At 45.1% G+C, this 20,411-nt stretch carries 21 protein-coding genes; 12 read left to right on the forward strand and 9 right to left on the reverse strand.

Annotation, left to right across the window (positions count from 1 at the left end; all coding sequences use genetic code 11):
- Positions 1-73: 73 nt before the first annotated feature.
- The 3 genes from leuC to R7P69_RS10190 all read left to right on the forward strand — a co-directional run bounded on the left by leuC (position 74) and on the right by R7P69_RS10190 (position 3,211).
- On the forward strand, positions 74-1,474 hold the full coding sequence (gene leuC / locus R7P69_RS10180; RefSeq protein WP_039841408.1) for a 3-isopropylmalate dehydratase large subunit: 1,401 nt from the start codon (positions 74-76) through the stop codon (positions 1,472-1,474).
- A gap of 16 nt (positions 1,475-1,490) precedes the next feature.
- A complete protein-coding gene (leuD, locus tag R7P69_RS10185; protein WP_005383071.1) occupies positions 1,491-2,093 on the forward strand; it encodes a 3-isopropylmalate dehydratase small subunit in 603 nt (200 codons plus the stop codon).
- Positions 2,094-2,428: 335 nt separating this feature from the next.
- Positions 2,429-3,211, forward strand: coding sequence for a DUF547 domain-containing protein (locus tag R7P69_RS10190; protein ID WP_186584481.1), 783 nt, complete (start codon positions 2,429-2,431; stop codon positions 3,209-3,211).
- 140 nt (positions 3,212-3,351) lie between these two features.
- On the opposite strand, the gene djlA is transcribed toward R7P69_RS10190, so the two are convergent.
- Positions 3,352-4,206, reverse strand: a complete 855-nt coding sequence (djlA, locus tag R7P69_RS10195; protein ID WP_005383076.1) for a co-chaperone DjlA — start codon at positions 4,204-4,206, stop codon at positions 3,352-3,354.
- 266 nt (positions 4,207-4,472) lie between these two features.
- Between djlA and lptD the strand changes: the two genes are divergently transcribed.
- From lptD to apaH, 6 genes are all read left to right on the forward strand, one after another.
- On the forward strand, positions 4,473-6,818 hold the full coding sequence (gene lptD / locus R7P69_RS10200; protein ID WP_005379673.1) for an LPS assembly protein LptD: 2,346 nt from the start codon (positions 4,473-4,475) through the stop codon (positions 6,816-6,818).
- 59 nt (positions 6,819-6,877) lie between these two features.
- Entirely contained in the window at positions 6,878-8,161 is a 1,284-nt protein-coding gene (gene surA / locus R7P69_RS10205) for a peptidylprolyl isomerase SurA (protein ID WP_005379672.1), read from the forward strand.
- The gene (gene pdxA, locus R7P69_RS10210; RefSeq protein ID WP_005379670.1) at positions 8,151-9,149 is read left to right on the forward strand and encodes a 4-hydroxythreonine-4-phosphate dehydrogenase PdxA; all 999 of its coding nucleotides are present in this window, start codon (positions 8,151-8,153) and stop codon (positions 9,147-9,149) included. Before surA ends, pdxA begins: the two co-directional genes overlap by 11 nt.
- Positions 9,146-9,955 (forward strand): 16S rRNA (adenine(1518)-N(6)/adenine(1519)-N(6))-dimethyltransferase RsmA, encoded by an 810-nt coding sequence (rsmA, locus tag R7P69_RS10215; protein ID WP_005379669.1) that lies wholly within the window; start codon positions 9,146-9,148, stop codon positions 9,953-9,955. The genes pdxA and rsmA overlap by 4 nt, the downstream gene beginning before the upstream one ends.
- 75 nt (positions 9,956-10,030) lie before the next feature.
- Positions 10,031-10,411, forward strand: coding sequence for a Co2+/Mg2+ efflux protein ApaG (apaG, locus tag R7P69_RS10220; RefSeq protein ID WP_005379668.1), 381 nt, complete (start codon positions 10,031-10,033; stop codon positions 10,409-10,411).
- A gap of 15 nt (positions 10,412-10,426) precedes the next feature.
- On the forward strand, positions 10,427-11,233 hold the full coding sequence (gene apaH / locus R7P69_RS10225) for a bis(5'-nucleosyl)-tetraphosphatase (symmetrical) ApaH (protein ID WP_025768370.1): 807 nt from the start codon (positions 10,427-10,429) through the stop codon (positions 11,231-11,233).
- A 269-nt stretch (positions 11,234-11,502) separates the two neighbouring features.
- On the opposite strand, the gene folA is transcribed toward apaH, so the two are convergent.
- From folA to rplU, 6 genes are all read right to left on the reverse strand, one after another.
- A complete protein-coding gene (folA, locus tag R7P69_RS10230) occupies positions 11,503-11,982 on the reverse strand; it encodes a type 3 dihydrofolate reductase (RefSeq protein WP_186584482.1) in 480 nt (159 codons plus the stop codon).
- A gap of 9 nt (positions 11,983-11,991) precedes the next feature.
- Positions 11,992-12,465: a threonine/serine exporter family protein gene (locus R7P69_RS10235; RefSeq protein ID WP_005379665.1), complete on the reverse strand. Its 474-nt coding sequence runs from the start codon at positions 12,463-12,465 to the stop codon at positions 11,992-11,994.
- Positions 12,465-13,265 carry a threonine/serine exporter family protein gene (locus tag R7P69_RS10240; RefSeq protein ID WP_005379664.1) on the reverse strand — a complete coding sequence of 267 codons (801 nt, stop codon included), beginning with the start codon at positions 13,263-13,265 and terminating at the stop codon, positions 12,465-12,467. Before R7P69_RS10240 ends, R7P69_RS10235 begins: the two co-directional genes overlap by 1 nt.
- A 196-nt stretch (positions 13,266-13,461) precedes the next feature.
- Positions 13,462-14,634: an Obg family GTPase CgtA gene (gene cgtA, locus R7P69_RS10245; RefSeq protein WP_042522432.1), complete on the reverse strand. Its 1,173-nt coding sequence runs from the start codon at positions 14,632-14,634 to the stop codon at positions 13,462-13,464.
- 212 nt (positions 14,635-14,846) lie between these two features.
- Positions 14,847-15,104 carry a 50S ribosomal protein L27 gene (rpmA, locus tag R7P69_RS10250; protein ID WP_005383095.1) on the reverse strand — a complete coding sequence of 86 codons (258 nt, stop codon included), beginning with the start codon at positions 15,102-15,104 and terminating at the stop codon, positions 14,847-14,849.
- A gap of 20 nt (positions 15,105-15,124) precedes the next feature.
- On the reverse strand, positions 15,125-15,436 hold the full coding sequence (rplU, locus tag R7P69_RS10255) for a 50S ribosomal protein L21 (RefSeq protein ID WP_005383096.1): 312 nt from the start codon (positions 15,434-15,436) through the stop codon (positions 15,125-15,127).
- 256 nt (positions 15,437-15,692) lie between these two features.
- Here rplU and ispB point away from each other — a divergent pair, with 256 nt between their 5' ends.
- Positions 15,693-16,664 carry an octaprenyl diphosphate synthase gene (gene ispB / locus R7P69_RS10260; protein WP_064353590.1) on the forward strand — a complete coding sequence of 324 codons (972 nt, stop codon included), beginning with the start codon at positions 15,693-15,695 and terminating at the stop codon, positions 16,662-16,664.
- A gap of 93 nt (positions 16,665-16,757) precedes the next feature.
- Here ispB and R7P69_RS10265 read toward each other — a convergent pair whose 3' ends face one another.
- Together R7P69_RS10265 and mdh are read right to left on the reverse strand one after the other, a co-directional pair.
- Entirely contained in the window at positions 16,758-16,949 is a 192-nt protein-coding gene (locus tag R7P69_RS10265; RefSeq protein WP_005379661.1) for a hypothetical protein, read from the reverse strand.
- A gap of 113 nt (positions 16,950-17,062) precedes the next feature.
- Complete coding sequence (mdh, locus tag R7P69_RS10270) at positions 17,063-17,998, reverse strand: malate dehydrogenase (RefSeq protein ID WP_005379660.1); 936 nt, start codon at positions 17,996-17,998, stop codon at positions 17,063-17,065.
- A 359-nt stretch (positions 17,999-18,357) separates the two neighbouring features.
- Here mdh and argR point away from each other — a divergent pair, with 359 nt between their 5' ends.
- Together argR and R7P69_RS10280 are read left to right on the forward strand one after the other, a co-directional pair.
- A complete protein-coding gene (gene argR, locus R7P69_RS10275; RefSeq protein WP_005379659.1) occupies positions 18,358-18,828 on the forward strand; it encodes a transcriptional regulator ArgR in 471 nt (156 codons plus the stop codon).
- Positions 18,829-19,233: 405 nt separating this feature from the next.
- On the forward strand, positions 19,234-20,202 hold the full coding sequence (locus tag R7P69_RS10280) for a TAXI family TRAP transporter solute-binding subunit (protein ID WP_005379657.1): 969 nt from the start codon (positions 19,234-19,236) through the stop codon (positions 20,200-20,202).
- Positions 20,203-20,411: the final 209 nt, after the last annotated feature.

The following is a 20,411-nucleotide window of genomic DNA, read 5'->3' on the forward strand; positions in this document are numbered from 1 at the left end:
TACAGCACGATTTGATAATAATTATTTGCTCCTGATGAGCCGTTGTCGGGAGCTATACACGAGATAGCAAACAATGGGCAAAACACTATACGAAAAAGTCTACGACGCACACGTTGCCGTCGCAGCAGAAGGGGAAAACCCAATCTTGTACATCGACCGTCACTTGGTACACGAAGTGACGTCTCCGCAAGCATTTGACGGCTTGCGTGAAAAAGGTCGTAAAGTGCGCCAGGTCAGCAAAACTTTTGCCACCATGGACCACAACGTTTCGACAACCACCAAAGACATCAACGCATCCGGTGAGATGGCTCGTATCCAAATGGAAACGCTATCGAAAAACTGTGAAGAGTTTGGTGTTACGCTTTACGACATTAACCACAAATACCAAGGTATTGTGCACGTTATGGGCCCAGAGCTTGGTATTACCCTACCAGGCATGACCATTGTTTGTGGTGACTCGCACACTGCTACACACGGTGCGTTCGGCTCTCTCGCTTTTGGTATTGGTACATCAGAAGTTGAGCACGTATTAGCGACTCAAACGCTAAAACAAGCGCGCGCTAAAACGATGAAGATCGAAGTGAAAGGTAAAGTAGCGCCGGGCATCACAGCGAAAGATATCGTGCTAGCGATCATCGGTGAAACTACAGCAGCTGGCGGTACAGGCTACGTGGTTGAATTCTGTGGTGAAGCGATCACAGACCTTTCAATGGAAGGCCGCATGACCGTATGTAACATGGCAATTGAGCTAGGTGCGAAAGCCGGTTTGATTGCGCCAGATGAAACCACGTTCGAATACATCAAAGGCCGTAAATTCTCACCTCAAGGTGCCGACTTTGACGCAGCAGTAGAATACTGGAAGACATTAAAAACTGACGATGATGCTCAATTTGATGCGGTTGTGACGCTAAACGCTGCAGACATTAAACCACAAGTCACTTGGGGAACTAACCCAGGCCAAGTTATCGCGGTAGATCAACCGATCCCAGCACCAGAAAGCTTTGCCGATCCAGTAGAAAAAGCCTCTGCAGAAAAAGCGTTGGCTTACATGGGTCTAGAAGCAGGCAAGTCATTGTCTGATTACAACGTCGATAAAGTCTTCGTTGGTTCTTGTACTAACTCACGTATCGAAGACATGCGCGCAGCCGCTGAAGTAGCGAAAGGTCGCAAAGTCGCATCTCACGTTCAAGCGCTAATCGTTCCTGGTTCTGAGCAAGTAAAAGCGCAAGCGGAAGCAGAAGGCTTGGACGTTATCTTTAAAGAAGCGGGCTTTGAGTGGCGCCTACCAGGTTGCTCAATGTGTCTAGCAATGAACAACGACCGTTTGGGTCCTCATGAGCGCTGTGCATCCACATCCAACCGTAACTTTGAAGGCCGCCAAGGTCGTGATGGTCGTACCCACTTGGTTAGCCCTGCTATGGCAGCGGCAGCAGCAATTGCTGGTCACTTTGTTGATATTCGTGAGTTGGATTAGGTTAAGGAGAGAACAAATGTCAGGTTTTAAACAACATACAGGCTTAGTTGTTCCTCTAGATGCAGCGAACGTAGATACTGATGCCATCATTCCAAAGCAGTTCCTACAAAAGGTCTCTCGCTTAGGGTTTGGTAAGCACCTATTCCATGACTGGCGCTTCCTAGACGATGCTGGCGAACAGCCAAATCCAGAGTTCGTGATGAACGCACCTCGCTACCAAGGCGCGTCTATCTTGCTGGCTCGTGAAAACTTCGGCTGTGGCTCATCTCGTGAGCACGCACCGTGGGCACTAGCGGATTACGGCATCAAAGCGATGATCGCACCAAGCTTTGCCGATATTTTTTACGGCAACTCGATCAACAACCAAATGGTGCCAGTTCGTTTGACTGAACAAGAAGTGGATGAAATCTTCCAGTTTGTTGAGGCAAATGAAGGTGCAGAAGTCGAGGTCGACCTAGAAGCGAATGTCGTTCGAGCCAACGGCAAAGAATATGGTTTTGAAATCGATTCGTTCCGTCGTCATTGCTTGCTAAACGGTTTGGACAACATTGGCCTAACCCTTCAACACGAAGATAAGATTGCTGAGTACGAAGCGAATATTCCAAGCTTCTTGCGTTAAGACGCGTTAGTAAATACACAAATCAAGGGCTGGCAATTGTCGGCCCTTGATTTGTTTTGGGTGACTGATCTCATATCGCTTTGCTTACAGAATACCGAACGCCTCTGTTGAAATTCGTCATCCTGAACAGCGACGAAGGAGCGTGATTCAGGATCGACTACCAGAGCGCACTGTACAGATTCATACTGTCTTTACTCAAGAGTTTGTGGGTATTAGATTCCTGATATCGCTTATGCTCCTCGGAATGACAGCGAATAAAGGCCACTGATTACTGAAAGAAAACAAGCACTAAACTGGTCTACACTATCAACAATATCTCATTCAAAGGTATCTCTATGAAGCGTCTGTTATTGCTATTGTGTGCTCTGGTTTCATTCTCAACATTTGCCGCACCTAAATCCGACTTATGGCCGTATTGGAAACAATCGAATCAGGCTAATCAAAGTCAAATCTCTCATCAAGATTGGCAGCAATTGCTCGATGCTTATTTGGTTGAACAAGGTGAGAATACCTTGTTTCGTTACAGCCAAGTCACCTCAGCCGATAAAACTAAGCTGAAACAATACATCCAACGTTTGGCAAAACTCGACCCTCGACAATACAACCAAGCGGAGCAATACGCCTACTGGGTAAACCTTTACAACGCCATCACGGTAGATCTTATTTTGGATAACTATCCTGTCGAATCGATTACCAAACTTGGTGGGCTATTTAGCTTTGGCCCTTGGGGGGATGATGTGGTCGTGGTCAACGGGAAGGATCTGACTTTAAACGATATTGAACATCGCATTTTACGTCCAATTTGGAATGACCCGAGAACACATTACGCGGTTAACTGTGCCAGCTTGGGATGCCCTAATCTGCAGTCTCAAGCATTCACTGCTGACAACACGCAAGTTCTACTGGATAGTGCAGCTAAAACATTTATTAACAGCAGCAAAGGCGTATCTATCCAAGGTAACACGGCACAGCTGTCTTCTATTTATGATTGGTTTGCAACGGACTTTGGTGGAGAAAAACAAGTCTTCAACCACATCACAAAGTACGCACCGCAATACAAAAACTTCTCTGGTAAAGTGAAATACGAATACGATTGGGACTTGAATCAAGCCAACTAAACTGGGGGGATGTGAGGTCAATTAGCATTAGGGACATAATAGGCCAAAAGCTAAAGACACTGGCAACTCAAAGACTAAGACATGAAAAAAGGGCACTGAGTGCCCTTTTTAAATCCAAATGTTTGATAGAAAACGTCCGGCTACTTAAAGCCTTTAACCTTCTTAATAAGATCGTAAGCGTTTTGAATCTCTTGAGATTTCTCTTTCGCGACGTTCATCATCTCTGGTGGTAAACCTTTAGCCATCAATTTGTCCGGGTGATGCTCGTTCATCAGTTTACGATAAGCACGCTTAACGGTTTTACTGTCTGCATCTGAAGACACATCCAGAATTTTGTACGCGTCGGCCAACTGATCCGCTTGTGAAGCTTGTTGCCAGCTACCACCTGAAGATTGGCCTTGATGCTGACCATGAAAACCGCCCTGGCTTTGGAAACGAAATGCGGCTTCTTGCATTTGCAAACGACGCTCTAATTGCTCAGAAGAGAAACCCAAACCACGTGCAATTTTGTGTAGTACATTTCGTTCACTCGGGTGGATTGAGCCATCTGCAAAGGCCGCCGAGATTTGCAGCTCTAAGAAAAATTGCAACAAGTCAAAGCGACCAGCTGTCGAAATTTTCACACGAACAAGAACATCTTCTAACGGAAAGTCGCTGTCTTTACCTTCACGAAACGCGTCTTGCGCTGCGCGACGCTGTTCGCCATGCAAATTCATGCGGTCCATCATGGCTGAAGCCAGTTGGATTTCCTCTTTGGTGACTTGGCCTTTCGCTTTTGCCACATGTCCCATTACCGCAAACGCCGCTTTAAAAAACTCTTCTTGGCGTTGAGCTTGACTTGGCCCTTTTCCAAAGCCGCCAGTAGAGAACCCGGCTTGACTCAAGCGACGTGCTTTATCGAATTGATGGCCAATAAATAAGCCAAAGAGTAAACCTAGCGGCCCGCCAAGTAACAAGCCAAAAAAGGCACCCAGAATTTTGCCAAAAATATGCATTATGTGTTCTCTATCAATGAATTTTTATCGACGACGGCGGTCTTATAGTGCCGGATGCAACGATTTCCTTTATGATAATGGAATTAGTTTTATTTCGGCTAGGCCATTTCGCCTGCTTATCTTTGCAGCTATTTTGTCGTCATTATGCCACAGTGAATCAATACGCTGGGATAAATGCGACTATAGTTGATTCATTTGGCTATTACGCTAGGGTACAACAAGCCCTATAGCCATCGAGTAGTAGTGACACAGGAAAGTTCAATTCAATGCAACATTTCTCCCGCACATTTTTAGCGGCCTCTATCAGCACCGCCTTGTTTGTACCCACCACTCAAGCTGAAGCGAATATCCATGATAGTGTGCAGGAAATGCCCGCCACAGATCAATGTTTGGTCGATACAAGTGGCGAGGAGGACGCTCTTAATACCCCAGTAGTGGTAGAAGCTGACACCCTGCAAGCCATCAATGGTGACAAAGCTCAGTACTCAGGTAATGTACAAGTCACCCAAGGCCAGAAGAAAATTACCGCAGATAGCGTAACGCTGCACCAACAAGACAACGTCGTGGTTGCCGAAGGCAACGTGACTTTCAATGACGGCCAAGTCAAAGCTCGATCTGATCGTGTTACTAACGACATTAATCAAGATACGTTTTCACTTGAGAACACCGATTATCAGTTCCTTTGCCAACAAGGCCGAGGCACTGCAGCCTATATCGCCCGCACAGGTCAGTCGGTTTATGAACTCGAAGACGGCTCTATCACATCGTGCCCTCAAGGCGATAATTCATGGCGATTGGTTGCGTCAGGCATCGATGTTGACCAAGATGAAGAGACAGCGACGCTGCACCACCCTCGATTTGAAGTGTTAGATGTGCCTGTTTTCTATGTGCCGTATCTAACCATGCCAATTGGAGATACGCGTAAAACGGGTTTCCTCTTCCCTTCTTTATCGTACGGTTCTAGTGATGGTATGGAAGTCGAGGTGCCATTCTATTGGAACATCGCGCCTCAATATGACATGACACTCACCACGCTCTATATGCAGCAACGTGGTACAAAACTCGATACTGATTTCCGCTACCTAACAGATGGTTGGGGAAATGGGGAAATCAAAGGCGAATACCTCAATAGTGATCGCAAATATCAGGACGAGTCTCGTTGGGGCTACCAAGTTAAACACGACGGTATCATCAATAAACAGTGGATAGTCAAAGTTGATTACTCAAAAGTGAGTGATATTGATTACTTCCTCGATCTCGACTCCGATATTGGTAACCGTGAAGATGGTCAACTGGTTCAAGAAGGACAAGTACAATATCGTTCTGACTTCTGGGATGCCTCGTTAACCGTTCGTGACTTCCAAATCTTATTGAAAGAAGAGAACCGCCCTTATCGCCTGCTTCCTCAGTTAGACTTGAACTACTACACGCCGTTGTGGGGAGACTACCTTAACTTTGACGTGAAGAGCCAAGTCAGCCGCTTCGATACCAGCGATGCTGCGCGACCAAATGCGACCCGTGTTCACATTGAACCAGGGCTTACATTACCACTCTCAAACTCATGGGCAACGTGGACAACAGAAGCGCGTGTGCTCTCTACGTATTACTCTCAAGACTTAACGGGTTTGACAGATGTAAACTTGCAAAACCAGTTGGATGATGAAGTTTCTCGTGTTATTCCTGAGTTCCGTACGCATGCGCAACTTTACTTAGAGCGAGATACAAGCTGGATCAAGGGCTACACCCAAACACTGGAGCCTCAGCTGCAGTACTTGTACGTACCTGAAGAAGATCAGACCAACATCTACAACTACGATACCACCTTGCTACAAACCGACTACTACGGGCTATTCCGCAGTCGTAAGTACAGTGGCATTGATAAAATCGCCTCGGCGAACCAGTTAAGCTACGGTGCGAGTACTCGCTTCTTTGATGATGACTATAAAGAGCGTCTTAACGTTTCATTTGGTCAGATTTACTACTTCGATAAAAAGACCAAACTGAGCAACAGCCCAAATCTTCCGGATGAGACAACCAATTACTCATCATGGGCGATTGAAGCTGATTTCAACTACAACGATTACTTGTTCTATCACGGTGGAATTCAATACGATATTGATTTGAGCTCCATGCAGTTGGCAAACAGTACCTTGGAATACCAATTCAACGGCGGCTTTATTCAGGGTAACTATCGCTACGTTACGCGTGAATACATCGAAGATACGATCATTCTCGAAAACCTAGACACAATTACTCGTAAAGGTATTTCTCAAGCAGGTATTGTAGCGGCCTACGAGTTCAACCCGAACTGGTCTGCGAGTGGTCAATACTACTACGACCTCAATGAAAATGCGGACCTAGAATGGTTAGCGAGCCTACGTTACCAATCTGACTGTTGGTACATTGGCGTCACTTACTCAAACCAATTGCTTGGTTGGGAAGACCAAGCTATCGGCAGCACCGGGGCATCACCTGAATACGAAAATAACTTCAGCGTTAACTTCGGTATTCAAGGCTTTGCGACCAACCAGCGTGAAGACACTGCTGTCAAAGAGCTGGATGGTTCTGACAACGCGATTAAGTACGGCCGCCCATTCTATCTGAACAATTAATCAAAATAGGCGTCTTAAATGAATAAGACGCCTATTCAAAAATACTGACGGAATTTTAAATGAAAATTTGGAAATCAATCTTATTCACGACCCTACTCTCTTGCGGAGCGGTTGCAGCACCAGTAGAGATCGATAAGGTTGCGGTCATCGTGAACGACGGTGTAGTTCTACAAAGCGACATCGAAACAGCGATGAAAACGCTGCAAGCCAACGCTCGTCAAAGTGGAAAGAGCTTACCTTCTACCAGCGTATTAAAAGAACAAGTTGTTGAAAAACTTATCATTGACACGTTGCAAGGCCAAGAAGCTGACCGTATTGGTGTACGTATTGACGACAACCGTTTAAACCAAGCGATTGCAGAGATCGCACGTAATAATGAGCAATCGGTAGAACAACTCGCTGCTTCTGTAGAAAGTGAAGGTTTAAGTTACCCAGAATTCCGCGAACAAATTCGTAAGGAAATCGCCGCATCAGAAGCTCGCAATGCACTGGTTCGTCGCCGTATTAATATCCTTCCAGCAGAGGTCGATAGCCTTGCTGAGCAACTATCACAAGAAACCAATGCGACTGTTCAATACAAAATTGGACACATTCAACTGCGCTTCTCTGACGATAAAGAAAAATCTGCTGTAGAAGCAGAAGCTAAAGCGCTCGCGAAAAAGCTAAACGAAGGTGCAGACTTTACGGAGATGGCCTACACCTACTCTAAAGGTCCTAAAGCTTTACAAGGTGGTGACTGGGGCTGGATGCGTAAAGAAGAGATGCCGACCATCTTTGCTGATCAGATCAAGATGCAAAACAAAGGCAGCATTATTGGTCCATTCCGTAGTGGCGTTGGTTTCCACATCCTAAAAATAGAGGATGTCAAAGGCCTAGAAACGGTTGCGGTAACGGAAGTAAATGCGCGTCATATTTTGATTAAACCAACCGTGATTCTGAGCGACGAAGGGGCGAAGAAGCAACTGAATGAATTTGTACGCCGCATCAAAGCCGGTGAAGCAACGTTCGCTCAATTGGCAACACAATACAGTCAAGATCCTGGCTCGGCAGCACAAGACGGTGAACTAGGTTATCAAACACCAGATCTTTACGTGCCAGAATTCAAGCACCAAGTAGAAACTCTGCCAGTTGGCTCAATCAGCGAACCGTTCAAAACCGTTCACGGCTGGCATATCGTTGAAGTGTTGGATCGTCGCCAAGTTGACCGTACTGACTCAGCGATGAAGAATAAAGCTTACCGCATTCTATTTAACCGTAAATTTAATGAAGAAGCGGGCGCATGGATGCAAGAGCTACGCGCAAGTGCGTTTGTTGAAATCGTGGATGACAACAATGACAACTAATACAATTCGTAGAATTGTCGTAACCGCAGGGGAACCTGCGGGTATCGGCCCAGACTTAGTGCTTGCCCTATCGAAAGAAGATTGGGCGCACCAAATTGTCGTCTGTGCCGATAAGAATATGCTGATGGAGCGAGCCAAGCAGCTTGGCATCGAAGTCCAACTGTCTGATTACAATCCAGAAGAAGCACCTAAAGCACAAAAAGCGGGCACGCTTATCGTTGACCATATCCAAATATCGGAACCTGCGGTCGCAGGTGAGCTCAATGAAGCGAATGGCCACTATGTACTAAAAACGCTAGAAAGAGCGGCTTTAGGCTGTATGAATGATGAATTTGATGCTATTGTCACCGGCCCTGTTCATAAGGGGGTGATTAATCGCGCAGGTGTTGCATTCAGTGGTCATACTGAATTTTTCGCCGAGAAGTCACAAACGCCGCTAGTTGTAATGATGCTAGCAACGGAAGGACTACGCGTGGCGCTGGTTACAACACATATTCCTTTAGCTTATGTGTCCAAAGCTGTCACCGAAGAGCGATTAGAAAAAATCATCGATATTCTTCATAAAGACCTTGTAGAAAAGTTTGCTATCGCACAACCAAACATCTACGTTTGCGGGCTTAACCCTCATGCTGGCGAAGATGGCTGCTTAGGTCGTGAAGAGATCGAAACCATCACTCCGACACTGGAAAAAATTCGACAAGAAAAAGGTATCAACCTGATCGGCCCTCTGCCGGCTGATACCATTTTCAATGAAAAATATTTAAATGATGCTGATGCTGTTTTAGGCATGTACCATGATCAAGTATTGCCAGTATTAAAATACAAAGGCTTTGGTCGTTCAGTAAACATTACTCTTGGTCTACCTTTTATTAGAACATCGGTGGACCACGGTACTGCATTAGATCTGGCAGGGACAGGTCAAGCGGATACAGGGAGTTTCCGAACAGCGCTCACGCATGCGATAGATTTGGTAGAGAAGAAACAATGAGAAATGATGTCCATTTAGGACACAAAGCGCGTAAACGTTTTGGTCAAAACTTCCTGAACGATCCATACATTATTGATGGGATCGTATCAGCGATTAACCCAAAACCAGGTCAAAACCTGGTTGAAATCGGTCCTGGTCTTGGTGCAATCACTGAGCCGGTAGGTCGTGAAGTAGATAAGTTCACAGTTATCGAATTAGACCGCGATCTGGCGGAACGCCTACGTACTCACCCTGAACTGGCAGATAAGTTGACCATCCATGAGGGTGACGCTATGCGTTTTGACTTCACTCAACTAGTGAAGCCAAACAACAAGCTGCGCATTTTTGGTAACTTGCCATACAACATCTCTACACCATTGATGTTCCACCTTTTTGAGTTCCATAAAGACATTCAAGACATGCACTTTATGCTGCAAAAAGAAGTGGTAAACCGCTTAGCCGCCGGCCCTGGCAGCAAAGCTTACGGCCGTTTAACGGTAATGGCTCAGTACTACTGTAAAGTGGTACCGGTACTGGAAGTACCGCCAACGGCATTCGTTCCACCACCGAAAGTGGATTCTGCCGTTGTTCGTTTAGTGCCTTACGAAGAGCTGCCATGCCCGGCAAAAGATCTGCGTTTGCTCGATCGCGTTTGTCGTGAAGGCTTTAACCAACGTCGTAAAACCGTTCGTAACTGCTACAAATCGTTGTTAAGCACAGAAGTACTAGAAGAGCTAGGTGTTAATCCAAGCATGCGTCCAGAGAACCTGACGCTAGAACAATTCGTCGCAATGGCGAACTGGCTTGCGGATAACCCGCAGCACTAAGAACTCAAACAATGAGCCAAACCCTTGTAGGTTTGGCTTATTATTATTGGGATATTACGTTTCTGAGGAGTGCACATGGACGTCATTCAACCTTGCATCAAAATTCAAGTTCACACCAAATACATCGAAGAACAGTCCAACCCAGAGCTACAACGCTACGTTTTCGCTTATATCATCACCATCAAAAACCTTAGCCAGCAAACCGTACAGTTAGTGAGCCGCCGCTGGCTAATCACAGACTCGAACGGCAAGCAAATGACGGTTGAAGGTGACGGAGTTGTAGGCCAGCAGCCCTTTATTCCAAGCAATGATGAATACACGTACAGTAGCGGAACCGCGTTAGAAACCCCTGTCGGCGTTATGCAAGGACACTACAAAATGCTGGATGAGAAAGGGCAAGAGTTCATCACCGAAATCGAACCATTTCGCTTGGCTGTTCCAAATGTTTTAAATTAGTAAATTGGAGATTCAGTGGCTACCTATATTGTTGGTGACATCCAAGGCTGTTTTGATGAATTGCAGCGACTACTAGAAAAAGTATCTTTCTCTGCGAAAAAAGACCAACTTTGGCTTGCTGGTGATTTGGTCGCCAGAGGGCCTAAATCACTAGAAACGTTACGCTTTGTGAAGTCACTTGGCGCAAACGCAATCGTGGTGCTTGGTAATCACGACCTTCACCTTCTCGCAGTGGCTCACGGGATAAAAAAGGTCAAAGACAAAGATAAAACCGCACCTATTTTCACGGCCCCTGACAAAGAGGAACTACTGACATGGCTAGCTCAGCAACCTCTATTGGCCGAGCATGACGAGTTCGTGATGTGTCACGCTGGCATATCACCGCAGTGGAATCTAAAAACAGCGAGAAAGTGTGCCCGTGAAGTTGAGCGCATCATCCAAAGTGAAGAGCTGCCTTGGCTATTAAAAAACATGTACAGCAATCAACCTGATTCCTGGGATGACTCTCTACAGGGTTTGGACCGATACCGTTATATTATCAATGCTTTTACGCGGATGCGCTTTTGTTTCCCTGATGGTCGTTTGGATATGGATTGTAAATTGCCACCGCAACAAGTTTCCGGTAACAAACTTATTCCATGGTTTGATGTGCCCAAACGTATTCACTTAAATAAAGCGGTGCTCTTTGGGCACTGGGCTGCACTACAAGGCTATATGAACAACGAAGTCATCGGGCTAGATACTGGCTGCGTTTGGGGCGGAAGCCTAACCATGATCCGTTGGGAAGATAAGAAAATTTTTACTCAGGATGCGTTAAGTTAAACACTGAATAACAGTCGATAATCCATAGTAGGAAGAATACTTGTCACTTAACACCTCCTGTAGGGTCATTCCAACGAGCCTTAACGAGACTAGGAATCTAATATCCTCGCGCTGCGAATAGATAGAAATACCTTTGACAACAAGGTACTCGTATAGAGGCTCCTGAATCTCGCTCTTTCGTCGCTTTTCAGGATGACGGTAGGTTGGGATGGCCGCTCGCTGTTACACGAACGGCATTACCGTATTAACTACGCGGTGTTAATCTCGAATTACTTTTCTAACACAGTAAAGCGCATGTTGTAGGCGTTCTTCTCATCGGCTTGATACATTTCTGAGTAAGTTTCCTTAAACTCGTCTCCCCAATCTGGGAACTGAGTATCACCATCAATGGCCGCTTCAATGTATGTTACATACAGTTTATTGGCCATAGGCAGACAAGTGGTGTAAATCGCACCACCACCAATGATCATCACTTCTTCCACATCACCTGCGACTTCCAGAGCCTGCTCAATCGATGTTACGGTAGTGACGCCTTCGATCTTTAGTGTCTCATCACGGCTAATAACAATATTCAAGCGACCTGGTAAAGGGCGACCAATAGACTCATAGGTTTTGCGTCCCATCACAACCGGTTTTCCCATGGTACAACGCTTAAACCAAGCGAAATCGGCGGGAAGATGCCAAGGCATTTGATTGTCTTTGCCAATGATGCGATTGTCGGCCATAGCGGCAATCATACTAATGATCATGTTAGGTCCTTATACAATTGGTCTGCGGCGATAGAATAACAGCCCTGGAACCGCAAGACCAACAGCTAAACCTGCAATAATAAACATGGCCTTAAGAAAGTTTTCCATACAGGTTGCGACAAGCTCGGGTGAGTAGCCAACATGATTGATTTCTACCATAGCGATCATTGCTTTGTACGCAAACACACCCGGCACCATCGGGATCAAAGCAGCCACAGTAAACACTTTTGGATGCGCGAGAAAACGGTGAGACCAGTACACACCAATCATCCCAACTAACGTCGCAGCAAAAAAGGTTGCCCACTCAATAGGAATGCCAAACTGCATCATCAAGTAGCGGCTACCATGACCAATCGCGCCACCAACAGCGCAATACACTAAAGCTCTTTGTGGTACGTTAAAAACCAATGCAAATCCTACAGCGGGAATCGCCGCAAAAAACATGTCATTCAAAAGGCCAAACATCAAATCAAATAAACTCATTAGATAGCCCACCCCCAAATTCCAGTTACACTCATCGCAGCAACGATCCCCAAACATGTCGCCAACGTTAGTAAACTAGCCATCACAAATCGAGCAATCCCCATATTAATGTGGCCTTTCAACATATCTGCGACAGAGTTAATGAGTGGGAAACCAGGTACAAGCATTAATACTGACGATGCCATTGCTACGGTAGGTAGATTACCGATTTGGTAAATTTCCGCCTGTGCTGAAATTAAGGTGGTCACAAAAGCGGTCGCAGCAAAGTTCAATAGAGGGTTGAAATGACGATGACCAATTTCTTGGCGAACGATCATGCCACCAGCTGAAGCTAAAAAGGTCATAATGAATACTCCCCAATCACCACCAGCTAGATGACTGAATGCCGCACAAGACAAGCCAATCATAAACACCACCAACCAGCGGTTATAACGCTCTGGACTGATAGCGTTCAGCTTTTTCTGCGCCATGGTTGAATCGAGCAAACCACGTTCCATCATGATACAGATTCGTTGAATTTGCGTAATAACGCGCATATTGATGCCACGATCAGCGCAGCTTCGGGTGGTGGTGATGCAATGCCCATCCATTACCGTCGTCACAACCAATGCATTAGCTGATAGTGCTACCGCAACTTCATTCACCCCACAAGCAAGGCCAATACGACGCATAATATCGCTCACAAGAGTACTTTCAGCACCATGAGCAAGTAGCATTTGTCCGGCTTGGGCGACAAGACGAGAAATCGATCGTTGAGTAGATACCGCCAACTCTCTAGGCGGTATGGTTTCTAGAGTCATAAATAAGTCTAATTCCTTTTAGGGTGTTACTCATTCATACGCGCGAGGGCCAAACTAACCCTCAAAAAAACACGACGTATCAGTTATTGTGCCGTAAATCACATCACCTAAATATGATTTAGATACAAAAAAAGCCGCAATAAATAATTGCGGCTTAATGAATTATAGGCAAACAGGCATTGTTTGACCGTTCTGATTAGTCACGAACGTAGACAACGTGACCGTCATCTTCTTCATCGTCCCAGTCATCCCAATCGTCGTCATCTTCAGTGATAACGTCTTTACCCGCCATCGCATCTTTATGGTAATCATCCCACATGAAGTTAACTTTATCTTCTTCAGCCACTTCTTCCTCTTCGCGAGGTAGGTTATCCATAAAGTCAGCCAGTTTGTAACAAAGCTCTTTAGTACCGTTACGATTGATCGCCGAGATCTTAAAGTACTCGTCTTCCCAACCTAGTGCGTCTAAGATTTCTTGGATCTTCTCATTCGCTTCTTCTTCAGGCATTAGATCAACTTTGTTGAACACTAACCAGCGCGGCTTACTTGCCAGTTTTTCGCTGTATTGTTCTAGTTCATCAATGATCGTCAATGCATTTTGCACCGGATCGGACTGATCAATTGGCATAATATCGATCATGTGCAGCAACACTCGACAACGCTCTAAGTGCTTCAAGAATCGAATACCAAGGCCAGCGCCATCTGCTGCACCCTCGATCAAACCAGGGATATCTGCAACAACAAAACTTTTCTCTGGTACGACACTTACGACACCCAAGCTTGGGATCAAAGTCGTGAATGGGTAATCAGCGACTTTCGGTTTTGCTGCTGATACTGCGCGGATAAAGGTTGATTTACCAGCATTAGGTAGACCAAGCATACCCACATCAGCAAGAAGCAATAGCTCAAGGCGAATTTCGCGTACTTCACCCTTTGTACCCAATGTTCTCTGACGAGGCGCGCGGTTTACTGAAGATTTGAAACGCGTGTTACCTAGACCGTGCCAACCGCCTTTTGCGATCATCACTTTCTTACCGTGTTCAGCAACTTCCGCCACGATTTCATTTGTGTGGATATCCACAGCGCGCGTACCCACAGGTACACGAAGAACAATGTCTTTACCACGCTTACCTGTACAGTTACCACCGCGACCGTTTTCACCACGCTCAGCTTCGTAGAAGCGCTGGAAACGGTAATCAATCAGGGTATTTAGGTTTTCATCAGCTTGGATATAAACATCACCACCGTCACCGCCATCACCGCCATCAGGGCCACCTTTAGTGATGAATTTTTCACGCCAGAAACTGACAACGCCACTACCGCCATCACCAGCCTGAACTTTTACTACCGCTTCATCTACGAACTTCATCTTTTACTCCGACTACTTCGTGCGTGGATTAAATCTTACTATGTCATCCGACAATTTTAGCAGATGACAGATCTAAGCTCCCAGATTCAAATCGCTTAGGATCTTAGCGAGAAACTTCGATATGTCGACTGCCACAAATAAAAAACCCCGCCGATTCGGCAGGGCTTTTGAATTCAGCTTAAAGCTATTAAGTAATTTGGTTAAAAACCTAATTACTCAGCTTCGATGCTTACAAACTTACGGTTCTTAGGACCTTTCACTTCGAACTTCACTTTACCTTCAGTAAGAGCGAATAGAGTGTGGTCTTTACCGATACCTACGTTGTTACCAGCGTGGAACTTAGTACCACGTTGACGAACGATGATGTTACCTGCAAGTACAGATTCACCACCGAAACGCTTAACACCTAGACGTTTGCTTTCTGAATCGCGGCCGTTACGAGTAGAACCACCAGCTTTTTTGTGTGCCATTGTTAAACTCTCCTAATAGATTAAGCGTTGATACCAGTGATCTTCACTTCAGTGAACCACTGACGGTGACCCTGTTGCTTACGAGAGTGCTTACGACGACGGAACTTAACGATTTTAACTTTATCGCCACGACCGTGTTGTACAACTTCAGCAACAATTTTGCCGCCCTCTACAAGAGGAGCACCAACTTTGATGTCTTCGCCGTTAGCAACAAGAAGAACTTTATCAAATTCTACAGTTGCACCAGTTTCAACGTCTAATTTCTCTAAACGAAGAGTTTGACCTTCGCTTACACGGTGTTGTTTACCACCAGATTGGAAAACAGCGTACATATTTTACTCCGCTTTTTCCGCACAGCCTTTCTTGAGGGTGTGCGCTAAACTAATCATCAATAGGGCGCAGATTCTACAGAATAGATGCTCCTATGACAAGCCATATTTTGAAAAAATTGGCGAAAAGCTAATCGCCAAAGAAAAGTGCGGCAATCATGCCCTTTAGTAATGTATTAATCAACGTTTTTTAGTGTATTATTCGACAATTATATAAATCGAATAAGCCTTGCAGGGTCTAACTTCAGCCGGATATACGATGGATTTTAAAACTATCCAAGCGCTTACTGCCGATGACATGGCAAAAGTGAATGAAACAATTCAAGCCCAACTTAATTCTGATGTCTCTTTAATCAACCAGCTCGGTTTTTATATCGTGAGTGGTGGAGGCAAACGTCTAAGACCGCTTTTAGCGATACTGTCAGCCCGCGCACTTGGTTACCAAGGCAATGGTCATACAATGGCAGCTGCGTTTATTGAGTTCATCCATACAGCGACTTTGCTGCATGATGACGTGGTAGATGAATCAGACATGCGCCGTGGTAAAGCCACTGCGAATGCAGCATTTGGCAATGCGGCTAGCGTATTAGTTGGGGACTTTATCTATACACGCTCATTTCAGATGATGACAGAACTAGGATCCATGAAGATCCTTAAACTAATGAGCAATGCCGTAAACGTGATCGCCGAAGGTGAAGTACAGCAGTTGATGAACTGTAACGACCCTGACACGACAGAAGAAAGCTACATGCAAGTCATCTACTCTAAGACTGCGCGCTTATTTGAATCCGCAACTCAAATCGGTGCAATCTTAAATGATGCTCCTGAGCATGTTGAAATCGCAATGCAAAATTACGGTAAGTATCTAGGCACTGCGTTTCAGCTCATTGATGACGTCATGGATTACACTTCTGATGGCGAAGACATGGGTAAAAATGTGGGTGATGACTTGGCCGAAGGCAAGCCAACTTTACCTCTACTCCATGCTATGCGTAATACCACACCAGAAAACGCCATCATGATTCGTGAAGCGATTGAGAAAGCGAATGGAATGGAGCGCTTAGAAGAAATTCTTGCGGTCATGAAAGAAGCAGGCTCTCTGGAATACACAACGCAAAAAGCTCTAGAAGAAGCAGACAAAGCAATCGCAGAACTATCAGTGTTGCCAGAGTCTGAATACAAACAAGCGCTTGTTACTCTGGCTCATGTCGCAGTACAACGCACGAAGTAATCAATAGCTACCCGTAACGCAAGGCTTATAGCGAAAAGGAAGAGCACGCTCTTCCTTTTTTACGTTTGATACCTAATGACGACGCCCGGGGCGCTAGTAATATCTGTCACTACCGCCATGCAGTTGTGGATCATCTTCTATTTCATCAAAGCTAACGGCGAGTTGCTGTTCAGTCCCTTGTTTGGACAACAATACCGTCTCTGCTTCATGGTCGACCACTAATATCGTACCGACGCCTTGTTGGCACTCAACAACCATGCCTTTACGGATTCGACTCGCTTCCATCATCTTCTCCTTCACTACGTGGTTTTATTCGACCATTTTTACGAAGTTGAGAAATCAAGGATCAAAAAAGCCGATCAAAATGATCGGCTTTTTTCTTATATAGGCTTTCTAGATTACTTTGCGAATTCAACACCAATGTTGATGTCGCCATTTAGTGTTTCTAGCATACCGTCTAATGCAGACTTTTCGTAATCGCTGAGTTTGCCGTAGCTTAGTACTTCTTCAACGCCTTCTTTACCCAGTTTCACAGGTTGCGCGAAGTAAGTCGCGTGTTCGCCGTCGCCTTCAACGTAAGCGCACTCAACTACGCCTTCTTCACCTTGAAGAGCACGAACCAGAGACAGACCAAAGCGACATGCAGCTTGGCCCATTGATAGTGTTGCACTACCACCACCCGCTTTAGCTTCTACAACTTCAGTACCTGCATTTTGAATACGTTTCGTTAATGCTTCTACTTCTTCAGCTGTAAACTCAACACCTTCTACTTGAGACAGTAGAGGTAAGATCGTTACGCCAGAGTGACCACCAATAACTGGCACGCGAACGTCACCTGGATCTTTGTCTTTAAGCTCAGCAACAAACGTTTCTGAACGGATAACATCCAACGTTGTTACACCAAATAGACGACGCTTATCATAAACACCCGCTTTTTTAAGAACTTCAGCAGCAATTGGCACTGTTGTATTTACAGGGTTTGTGATGATACCAACACAAGCTTTCGGACAAACAACCGCAATCTTCTCCGCTAGCGATTTAACGATACCAGCGTTTACATTAAATAGATCCGCACGATCCATACCTGGCTTACGCGCAACACCAGCAGAAATTAGCACAACATCCGCGCCTTCTAGTGCTGGAGTAGGATCTTCACCAGCGTAACCTTTGATAGAAACTGGCGTAGGGATGTGGCTAAGATCAGCGGCCACACCAGGAGTTACTGGAGCAATATCATATAGGGCTAGATCAGAACCAGCAGGAAGACGGTTCTTAAGTAGAAGGGCCAGGGCTTGACCGATGCCACCAGCGGCACCAATAACGGCTACTTTCATGTAGTTCTCCTTGAGAGTATTTCTCTTATAAACGTATTCGTAGGGTAGTTTGTAACCAACTTAAATAAAGCTATCGGAATCACAACTTGATTACAATCAATTAACGCTAGCTTTGCGACCTCGCGCAACTCGCTGTTACCGTGCTACAAATGGGGCTTGGATTATTCTTTTATTCTGTTGAAATGACAAGGAATTCAAGAAAACAGATACAGCCCTACTTCAGCGCGCTAAAGAATTCTATGTGGTATATAGTTTACAGTGACGCATCTAACATAATCCTGGGACTCTTTGGCACCGCCTGAATATATATGCGAGAATATGCAAAATTGCTGACCCGTAATAAGAGATTTGTAATGACTATGCGCAATTCAGAAAAACAAGACAACTTAGTTCGCGCCTTTAAAGCCCTGTTAAAAGAAGAAAGCTTTGGCTCACAGGGCGAGATTGTTGACGCACTCAAACAGCAAGGGTTTGAGAGTATCAACCAATCTAAAGTCTCACGTATGCTGACTAAATTTGGCGCCGTCCGTACGCGCAATGCAAAAATGGAAATGGTTTACTGTCTTCCTGCTGAGCTAGGTGTCCCAACAGTCAGCAGCTCTCTGCGTGAACTGGTACTAGACATCGATCGTAATGCAGCGTTAGTGGTAATTCACACCGGCCCAGGTGCAGCACAGTTGATTGCTCGCTTGCTTGATTCACTCGGTAAATCCGAAGGTATTCTTGGTGTTGTCGCAGGTGACGATACCATTTTCATTACGCCAACCATGGCAATTACGACTGAGCAACTCTTCAAATCAGTGTGCGAGCTGTTCGAATATACTGGTTAAGCTCTATAAAGCTTCAATCAGCTAACTCATTGTGGGTTATAAAAGAAGTCTCATTTTGTAGCCCATAATTTATGTAAATTTCTTGCTTACTCCGCTCATTCTTTAACCACCTATTTTGTGATTAACATCACGCAATTGATCTTTTTCATTTCAGTCACTAAACGTTAATTAAGTAATTGTTATAAAAAGAATTAAATCATAAATTGAATCCTATCCCCTGATACAAAATTCAGACTTATCAACTATAACATTTAACAATTGGATAATTTTCTGCCAATTTTTTGTTATGATTCGCTCGCTTTTTCAAACGATTGGATTGAAAAAGGTGCCGTTTCCAAATAGGAAACTCCAGAAGTGATTTATGGTTATTTCCGGGTAAATAATGAATATAAGGAAGGGAAATTCATGGCATTTAACAAACTTCTCAAAGTAGGCGCTATCGCTGCAGCCGTAATGGGCGCAGGCGCAGTTAACGCTCAAGAGTTTATTACCATCGGTACTGGCTCTGTGACAGGTGTTTACTACCCAACTGGTGGTGCTATCTGTAAGTTGGTAAATAAAGGTCGTAAAGACCACAACATCCGTTGTTCAGTAGAATCGACTGGTGGCTCAATTTACAACGTTAACACTATCCGTGCAGGCGAATTAGATTTTGGTATCGTGCAATCGGATTGGCAGTACCACGGCTACAACGGTACGAGCAAGTTTGAAGAACAAGGCCCGTACAAAAAGCTACGCGCAATGTTCTCTCTTCATACAGAACCTTTCAACATCATTGCGCGTGCAGATTCAGGTATTGAAAACGTTGAAGACCTGAAAGGTAAGCGCGTAAACATCGGTAACCCAGGCTCTGGTGACCGTGCAACGATGGGCGTTGTCATGGAAGCGATGGGTTGGACAAACGACAGCTTCAAACTGGCGTCTGAGCTAAAAGGCTCTGAACGCTCTCAGGCACTTTGCGATAACAAAATTGACGCCTTCATTTACATGGTCGGCCACCCGAACGGTTCAATCAAAGAAGCAACCACATCATGTGATGCGAAGCTAGTTTCAGCAACAGGCCCTAAAATCGATAAAATTGTTGCCGACAACCCATACTACGCCTTTAGCTCAGTACCGGCTGGTATGTACCGCGGTACAGACAAAGACGTAAACAGCTTTGGTGTTGCAGCAACAATGGTAACGACCTCTGATGTTTCAGACGATGTCGCTTACAACGTGGCAAAAGCTGTGTTTGAAAACTTTGATACCTTCAAACGTCTACACCCTGCATTCGCAAACTTGAAGAAAGAAGACATGGTGAAAGCTGGTCTTTCTATTCCTCTTCACCCAGGTGCAGAAAAATACTACAAAGAAATGGGTCTAATTAAGTAATTTCCTCAGACTCTACATACAGGCAGGAAAGAATATTTTCTGCCTGTTTGAGCATACAGGTTGTAGCACGTTCTAACTGTATGCTTCATTCGCCAGTTTTCTTCTGAAAACTGCGAGCTCATACCCAAGAAAACTTAAACGCCGCCTAACAGAGTATCCAACAATCAACACTTTGAGTTCAGGCAGCAAAATACTCGAAAGCAAACTTC

The organism is Vibrio sp. 661 (assembly GCF_033339315.1).
Lineage (GTDB): Bacteria > Pseudomonadota > Gammaproteobacteria > Enterobacterales > Vibrionaceae > Vibrio > Vibrio alginolyticus.